At 59.3% G+C, this 6,819-nt stretch carries 7 protein-coding genes and 1 tRNA gene; all 8 read left to right on the top strand.

Features of this window, described 5'->3' with window-relative positions:
• Positions 1 to 282: 282 nt before the first annotated feature.
• The 8 genes from GWC77_RS26520 (at position 283) to GWC77_RS26485 (ending at position 6,423) form a co-directional block, all read left to right on the top strand.
• The gene (locus tag GWC77_RS26520; RefSeq protein ID WP_254367190.1) at positions 283 to 582 is read left to right on the top strand and encodes a DUF4212 domain-containing protein; all 300 of its coding nucleotides are present in this window, start codon (positions 283 to 285) and stop codon (positions 580 to 582) included.
• Positions 579 to 2,597: a sodium:solute symporter family protein gene (locus tag GWC77_RS26515; protein WP_173262080.1), complete on the top strand. Its 2,019-nt coding sequence runs from the start codon at positions 579 to 581 to the stop codon at positions 2,595 to 2,597. The genes GWC77_RS26520 and GWC77_RS26515 overlap by 4 nt, the downstream gene beginning before the upstream one ends.
• Positions 2,598 to 2,727: 130 nt before the next feature.
• Entirely contained in the window at positions 2,728 to 3,198 is a 471-nt protein-coding gene (locus GWC77_RS26510; RefSeq protein WP_173262077.1) for a VOC family protein, read from the top strand.
• Positions 3,195 to 3,524, top strand: a complete 330-nt coding sequence (locus GWC77_RS26505; protein WP_173262075.1) for a helix-turn-helix transcriptional regulator — start codon at positions 3,195 to 3,197, stop codon at positions 3,522 to 3,524. Before GWC77_RS26510 ends, GWC77_RS26505 begins: the two co-directional genes overlap by 4 nt.
• A complete protein-coding gene (locus tag GWC77_RS26500; RefSeq protein ID WP_173262072.1) occupies positions 3,521 to 4,000 on the top strand; it encodes an SRPBCC domain-containing protein in 480 nt (159 codons plus the stop codon). The genes GWC77_RS26505 and GWC77_RS26500 overlap by 4 nt, the downstream gene beginning before the upstream one ends.
• Before the next feature lie 73 nt (positions 4,001 to 4,073).
• Positions 4,074 to 4,164: transfer RNA gene (locus GWC77_RS26495), tRNA-Ser, on the top strand.
• A gap of 55 nt (positions 4,165 to 4,219) precedes the next feature.
• Entirely contained in the window at positions 4,220 to 5,680 is a 1,461-nt protein-coding gene (locus GWC77_RS26490; protein WP_173262068.1) for a site-specific integrase, read from the top strand.
• Between the two features lie 89 nt (positions 5,681 to 5,769).
• Entirely contained in the window at positions 5,770 to 6,423 is a 654-nt protein-coding gene (locus GWC77_RS26485; RefSeq protein ID WP_173262065.1) for a hypothetical protein, read from the top strand.
• The last annotated feature ends 396 nt before the right edge of the window (positions 6,424 to 6,819 follow it).

Here is a 6,819-nt window from a genome sequence, read left to right as displayed (position 1 = left end):
ACGCGCTCGGGCAAGATCATGCGACGCTTGCTGCGCTCGTTGGCCAAGGGCGAGGCGATCACGCAGGACGTCTCCACGCTCGAAAACCCCGCCATTCTCGAACAACTCGCCGAGGTGCGTTGACGTTGATCATCGTGCCGCGAACCGCGGCGGTTTGACGCAGATGCCGGGCGCGGCACGGACAATCCCGATTGCCCGTGCCGCGCCTTTTTGATACATAGGCGCATGGTTGCGCCACGTCTTCCCGAAACGGCTATTTCCGACCCTGTCGAGCCTCGATCGATGTCGAGCGCCCTTGCACGCGCGCATCGGCGCTATTGGCGCTTCAATCTCGCGCTTATCGCCGTGCTGATGACGGTGGGTTTTAGCGTATCGTTCGTCGTACCGCTTTTTGCGCGCGAGCTGGCGGGTTTGCGCTTCGCCGGCTTCAGCCTGCCGTTCTATCTGGGCGCGCAAGGCGCGATCGTGATCTATCTGGCGTTGATCGTCGTCTATATCGTGGCAATGGGCGTCGCCGACCGTACGATGCGACGAGCGATCGAGGCCGAGCACGTCGACGATGCGCGAGACCGCACGCCATGAAGCTCGTCGGTCGCCTGAGCAAGGCATACGCGTTTTACACGGTCGGCTTCTTCGTCTTCATCTACTTGATGTGGCGCATCGAGCGTGCGCTAGGCGCGGGCCCGTGGGTGGGCTACGTGTTTCTGTTTCTGCCGATCGCCGTCTATGCCGTGATCGGCCTGCTTTCCCGCACGTCCGATGTCGTCGAGTACTACGTGGCCGGGCGCCGTGTGCCGGCCTTCTTCAACGGCATGGCCACGGCTGCCGACTGGCTCTCGGCTGCATCCTTCATCGGTTTGGCCGGCTCGCTTTACGCGACCGGCTACGACAGCCTGGCCTATCTGATGGGTTGGACCGGCGGGTTCTGCCTCGTCGCGTTTCTGCTGGCGCCTTACGTGCGCAAGCTCGCGCGCTACACGATTCCCGATTTTCTCGGCACGCGGTTTTCGAGTAATCTCGTGCGCGGGCTTGCCGCGGGCTCCGCGATTCTTTGCTCGTTCGTCTACCTCGTCGCGCAGATTCAGGGCGTGGGGCTGATCGCCATGCGCTTCATCGGGGTCGATTTTGCGATCGGCATCGCGTGCGGACTCGCCGGCATACTCGTGTGCTCGTTTCTCGGCGGCATGCGGGCCGTCACCTGGACCCAGGTCGCACAGTACGTCATCCTGATCAGCGCGATGCTCGTGCCCGTTTCGATGATCGCGCTGAAGGACGGACTGGGGCCGGTGCCGCAATTGACCTACGGCCGTCTGATGGAGCGTATTCAGACGCTCGAGCAGCAGGCGCGCGACGCGCGCGAAGAACGTAGCGTGCGCGCATGGTATCGAGAGCGCGCCGCGCAGATCGACGCGCAGATTGCCGCCTTACCGGGCTCGTATCTCGACGGGAAGGCGAACCTGGCGCGTGAGCTCGACGCGCTGCGCCGGCGCAACGGTCCACTGCGCGAGATTCACGAACTCGAGGCGGCGTTAGGCGCATTTCCGCGCGACCCGGCCGCTGCACGCGCAACGTGGACTCGGGCACGAAACGACTTGCTTGCACGCGCAACGGATCCCGTGCCGATGCAGGAGCCGTTTTCCGCAGCCAATGAAACCGAGCGCCGCATCCACGAGCGCAATTTTCTCTCGCTGCTGCTTTGTCTTTCTCTGGGCACGGCGAGCTTGCCGCACATCCTGGTTCGCTACAACACGACGACCTCCGTCGCGTCGGCGCGCCGCTCTGTCGGGTGGACGCTTTTTTTTATCGCGCTTTTTTATGTGAGCGTGCCGGTGCTGTCCGTTCTCATCAAACACGAGGTGATGACTCACCTGGTTGGACGGTTATTTGCCGATCTGCCGTCATGGGTCGTGCAATGGCATCGCGTCGACCCGACGATGATCAACATTGTCGATACAAATGGCGATGGCATCGTACGCTGGTCCGAAGTGCGCATGCAGCCGGACATGGTCGTGCTGGCGGCCCCGGAAATTGCCGGCTTGCCCTACGTGATTTCGGGCCTCGTTGCCGCGGGCGCGCTGGCCGCGGCGCTTTCGACGGCCGACGGACTGCTGCTCACGATCGCGAACGCGCTCTCGCACGATTTTTACTACTACATGATCGATCCGGCAGCGACGACGCAGCGGCGTGTGACGCTTTCGAAAATCCTGTTGCTGGGCGTGGCGCTATTGGCGTCGTATGTCGCCTCGCTCAATACGGGCAACATTCTCTTTCTGGTGGGGGCGGCGTTTTCGCTCGCGGCGTCGAGTTTCTTTCCCGTGCTGGTGCTCGGCGTTTTCTGGAAGCGCACGACGAAACGCGGCGCGGTGGCCGGGATCGTGGCGGGGCTTGCGGTTTGCATTTACTACATCGTGTCGACGCATCCTTATTTCGCGCAACTGACGGGCATCGCCGGAGTGCGCTGGTTCGGCATCCAGCCGATCAGCTCGGGCGTGTTCGGCGTGCCGGCGGGATTTATCGCGACGATCGGCGTCAGTCTTTTGGACCGAAAACCCGACGCCCATACTCTGGCGCTCGTCGATTACATTCGACGGCCATAGCGCGTTGAGCGTAGTCAAGAGCGGCACGGCTTTCATGTCGTCCGGGGCATGCGATATTTACTTGCATATTTGGTTAAATATTGCCAGTATTTGCAAGTGGCATCCGGACGACGACGAAAGGAGGACTGACATGAGTGATCTTTATCGGCCGAAGGGGCTGTCGAGTGCACTGTCTTATCAGGATCCGAAGGCGGCTTATCGCTGGCTCGAGACGGCATTCGGGTTCGAGCCGTTGTTCGTCATCCTCGATGGCGACGGCAATCTTGCGCACGCTGAAATGTCATATGGCGATTCCGTCCTGATGATAGGGAGCGAATGGAGCGAGGAGCACAAGAGCCCGCGCTCGATCGGTGGCAAGAACACCCAATCCGTTCATGTCCAGCTTGCGCAGGTCGAAGATATCGACGCGCATTGCGCGCGCGCCCGTGCGGCCGGTGCCGCGATTCTGATGGAGCCGGAGACGCAGTTTTACGGCGATCGGGCATATCGCGCGAAGGATCTCGAGGGCCACATCTGGTCCTTCAGCGTCACCGTGCAAAAGATGACGCCCGAAGAGTGGGACAAGGCGAGCGGGTTCACTACGCGGACTCGGCTCGATTGACAGCCTCTGTCGACGCAATCTTTGCGGCGCTTGCCGATCCGAATCGGCGCCGCGCGATCGAATTGCTCGGCGAGCGGCCCCACAGCGCAGGTGAATTGGCGAGCGCGCTCGCGCTATCGCCGCCTGCGTTGAGCCGGCATTTGCGCGTTTTAAAGGCGTCCGGACTGGTCGATGAAAAGCATCCGGAATTCGATGCGCGCGTACGCGTTTATTCGTTGAAAGATGGCGCCATGACGGAACTGAAGCGCTGGGTTGTCGGTACGGAAGCGATGTGGGCGGCGCAATTGTCCGCGTTCAAGGCACATGTGGAAAAGGGGAATCGATGACAGCTTCGGTCATCGTCTCGCTTCGGGTCGGGGTATCGCCACTTCGGGCGTTCGAGGCTTTCACGCGGGAGATCGGGCGGTGGTGGGTGCCAAATCCGCTCTTCGCGCTTACGCCGCTCGGCGATGGACGGTTAGCGTTTGAACCGGGCGAGGGCGGGCGGCTCGTAACGATGTTCGAGGATGGTACCGAGTTCGAGGTGGGCCGCATCGATGTTTGGGAGCCTGGGCGCAGGCTCGCGTTGACCTGGCGGCAGGCGACGTTTGCCGCTGATCAGGCTACGTTTCTCGATGTGTGTTTCGAAGCGGTTGGCGATGAAACTCGTGTGACGGTCGAGCATCGTGGGTGGGATACGATTCCTCGGGAGCATGTGGCTCGGCACGGCTTCGAGTTGATGCTGTTTCAACGCCGGCAGGTCGAGCACTGGCGTGTGTTGTTGGCTTCGATGAAAGGGATCTTGCGGCACGGCGGTGGGTGATTGCCTAACGCTCGCTTGGCGAACGGATGGGTGGCGGAGCGGCGCACGAACTCTGCTATAATCCTCGGCTCCCGGAGAGATGGATGAGCGGTTTAAGTCGCACGCCTGGAAAGCGTGTATAGGTTAACAGCCTATCGGGGGTTCGAATCCCCCTCTCTCCGCCAGTCAACCCAAACCCTTGTAGAATAAGGTTTTTCCGAGCGCAGCAAGGGTTTAGGTATGGTGGACAAGGTGGGTGGTACACCGGGACAAATGACAAACCACCTTACGCGCCGTGGCGCGCGCTACTACTTCCGCCGAAAAATTCCCGCCTCGCTTCACGCGCATTACGGCAAGAAAGAGATCGTTCTCGCGCTCGGCACCTCCGATTATCAAGAAGCCAAACGACTAGCCGCCGTGCATACCGTGCGAACGGATGCGGAGTGGGCGAAGTTGTCCGCGCCTCGCTCGGCTAACGTAGGGCTTGCTGATGCGGTTCGCCACGCGGACGAGTGGGAAAGAGAGCATCGCGCCAATCCAGAGCATTACGAATCGATGGATAAGGGCGAGCGAGCGGCCCGCGCGTCGGTCGATCAAATCCTTGCAGCCTCGGGGTTGCCTTCTGCGGCTCAATTGGCGATGGTTCAGGCCACGGGCGGCTATGCCCTTGATGACCTGCCCAAGGCGGTCGCTAGCCGCTCTACGAGCCCTGTGGATGTCGTCAAAACGGCTTCGGCCCGGTCGACGAATTCCCTTAGCTTGGCGGAGTTGTGCGAGCGTTGGGCGAGGGAGCGACAACCAACCGCCCGCACGGTCAACAAGTACGAGAAAGCGGTAGAGCGGTTCTATGCGCTCATGGGGCGAATCCCTGTCGACAAGATCGAGCGGGCGCATATCGTGGGGTTCAAAGATAAGCTTCGCGAGTCCTGCGTAAGCATCCCGAACACGAATCACACGCTTGATTGTCTAGGTACCCTGTTCAACTTCGGGCGCGACAACGAGCTAGCTATAGACAATCCGGCTCGTGGTGTGCGCTTGATTGACAATCGATCGACTAAGACGAAACGCCTGCCATATACGCTCGACCATCTGCGGACGATTGTGTCTAAGCTGCCGAATCGCGACGCAGACCCAGAGGGCTTTTGGTTGCCGCTGCTGGGACTATACACGGGGGCTCGACTCGGAGAACTCTGCCAGCTAACGCCGTCTGATGTGCGAGAGGAGACGTACTTCGATTCAGACGGCGAGGAGCGTCGGGCATGGTGCATTTACGTTACCGCAGACGGCGAGGGAAAGCGAGTTAAGACGGCTAGTAGCGTTCGCCGCTTCCCCGTGCATCGCGTGCTGGTCGATCACGGCTTTATCGACCTTGTGCGGTCCCGACAAGGCCTCGCACGCATTTTCGACCTTGAACCCAATAAGGACGGCGAGTGGGGACAGGACTGGTCTAAGGCTTATGGGAAGTTTCTCCGGGGTACGTGTGGCATCGCAGACCCCAAGCGGGTTTTTCATAGCTACCGGCATACGTTCAAAGAGGTCTGCCGTGATTGCGACATTGGCAAGGAACTAGCGGACGCAATCCAAGGCCATGATGACGGCGATAGCTCGGATAGTTACGGCGGCGAGTTCTACCCGCTGCGCCCGCTCGTGCGGGCAATGAGCATGTACCACATCAAGGGTTTGGAATTGTCGAAACCGTAGCGGGGGCTGCTGATTGGAGCTATAAAGCACGTTGCGCTTCCGGGCATAACTGGCAACAAACACAAATTGCTGCTACGACGAGGGACCACATGAAAAATGGCTGGCAAGCGCCCTTAGGCGCATTGGCCTTAGTTGTGCTATTCGCTGCATTTATGGCTAAACCATTAAATACCGCATCCGACATTGCCGCCTGGGTGCAAGGCGTTGGGTCCCTGCTCGCCATCATTGCGGCGGTATGGATTTACGCTAGGCAGTACGAGGACAAGAAAGTGGCCGACGAAGCAGAAATTCGTGCATTCGTCGAATCAATTCGTGACGAAGTTAAAGCTACTTGGGGCGCATATTGCATTGAAATGCACTCCGCCGTAAAGTCGCTTGAGCCGGGTGAGTATTTCAACATGATATATCCGGTGTCGGTCGACGCATTTTCAATCTATAACGCTAGCGCGCACATGGTCGGTAAGGTAGACGATCCAGAATTGCGCAGCATGATTGTGGGTACATATGTACAAGCAAAAGGTCTGATAAATTCGTTCCTTCTCAATAACGAACTTCTCGCAGAGTATAAGAGCTTGTCGAGGGCCTACGGATTGCCAAACCGCGAGGCGGTCCTCAACGCCCAACTACTCATTCTGCAAAGCTACGCTTCTAAACTGAAAGAGAGAAATCAGTGGGTATCTAACGCGGTTACCGCACTCCTGACGTGCATCGACCAGTGGCTAGCCGATCACCCACCACACTAGATACGAGTTACAACAAGCGAAAAGCTGGCCTCGAAAGCCGATTTTTCGAGGTCACTTTCTAGGCCCGACAAGGGTTTCCGGCGATTTGCTTGTTATATATACACTCTGCGAGTCGAAGACTCAGGACGCCCACACGCTCCTACCACGAAAGATACCGGGCCACCCATAGTAGATCGCGGATTCCTCTAGCACATCCTGTGCGGTCACATGGGCATGCTTCCCCCCGGCGTCAGAATAGTTGTCGTGTCGTCTGAATCTTAGACGAGGTCCGGGGGCGGTAGAATCGGCATGAATGAAAGCCTACTCAGCAGAACGAAAAGAAGCCCTGGTGCGTCGCATGATGCCGCCGGAAAATGTGCCGGTATCCGCGCTAGCGCGAGAGACGGGGATCACAGA

Origin of the sequence: Paraburkholderia sp. NMBU_R16 (genome assembly GCF_013282575.1) — a bacterium.
Lineage (GTDB): Bacteria > Pseudomonadota > Gammaproteobacteria > Burkholderiales > Burkholderiaceae > Trinickia.
The sequence above is the reverse complement of the archived record's forward strand: the minus strand, read 5'-3'. Positions and strand labels throughout refer to the sequence as shown.

Coding starts and splice junctions, on each gene's coding strand:
- GWC77_RS26520 (WP_254367190.1), top strand. CDS start 283: ATGTCGAGCGCCCTTGCACGCGCGCATCGGCGCTATTGGCGCTTCAAT.
- GWC77_RS26515 (WP_173262080.1), top strand. CDS start 579: ATGAAGCTCGTCGGTCGCCTGAGCAAGGCATACGCGTTTTACACGGTC.
- GWC77_RS26510 (WP_173262077.1), top strand. CDS start 2,728: ATGAGTGATCTTTATCGGCCGAAGGGGCTGTCGAGTGCACTGTCTTAT.
- GWC77_RS26500 (WP_173262072.1), top strand. CDS start 3,521: ATGACAGCTTCGGTCATCGTCTCGCTTCGGGTCGGGGTATCGCCACTT.
- GWC77_RS26490 (WP_173262068.1), top strand. CDS start 4,220: ATGGTGGACAAGGTGGGTGGTACACCGGGACAAATGACAAACCACCTT.
- GWC77_RS26485 (WP_173262065.1), top strand. CDS start 5,770: ATGAAAAATGGCTGGCAAGCGCCCTTAGGCGCATTGGCCTTAGTTGTG.